The sequence below is a fragment of the Vibrio sp. 10N.222.52.B7 genome, from assembly GCF_041474275.1.
Taxonomy (GTDB): domain Bacteria; phylum Pseudomonadota; class Gammaproteobacteria; order Enterobacterales; family Vibrionaceae; genus Vibrio; species Vibrio crassostreae_C.
Genome location: NZ_JBFRTU010000178.1, coordinates 1,241 through 1,584 on the forward strand (window position 1 = coordinate 1,241; position 344 = coordinate 1,584).

Sequence of the window (344 nt, forward strand, 5' to 3'; positions counted from 1 at the left end):
GCCGCGAGATTGAACTGGCCATGCTTGAGGATCAACCTAGATGGGCACTTAAGCCGATTGGATTTCATTGGCAAAGATAGCATCGTCATTAAAGATGGAATGCAGGTGACAGAGTTTAAGGAAGGCATTCTTCCACAAAGTATCCAGCAACCCATCGCATTGGTATTGGACGAATACGACGCGGGTCGACCTGATGTGATGTTTGTGATTCAGCAACTCTTAGAGCAAGACGGCAAATACACTTCTCTCGAGCAAAACCGCGTGATCACTCCCCACCCTTCTTTCCGCCTGTTTGCTACGTGCAACACGCTTGGCTTGGGTAATTTTTCAGGTTTGTATTCGGG

At 48.0% G+C, this 344-nt stretch carries 1 protein-coding gene; it reads left to right on the forward strand.

Annotated features, from left to right (window positions below):
* Window positions 1-344 (forward strand): AAA family ATPase (locus tag AB4512_RS22135; RefSeq protein ID WP_372175696.1); only part of this gene is annotated, 344 nt, incomplete at both ends.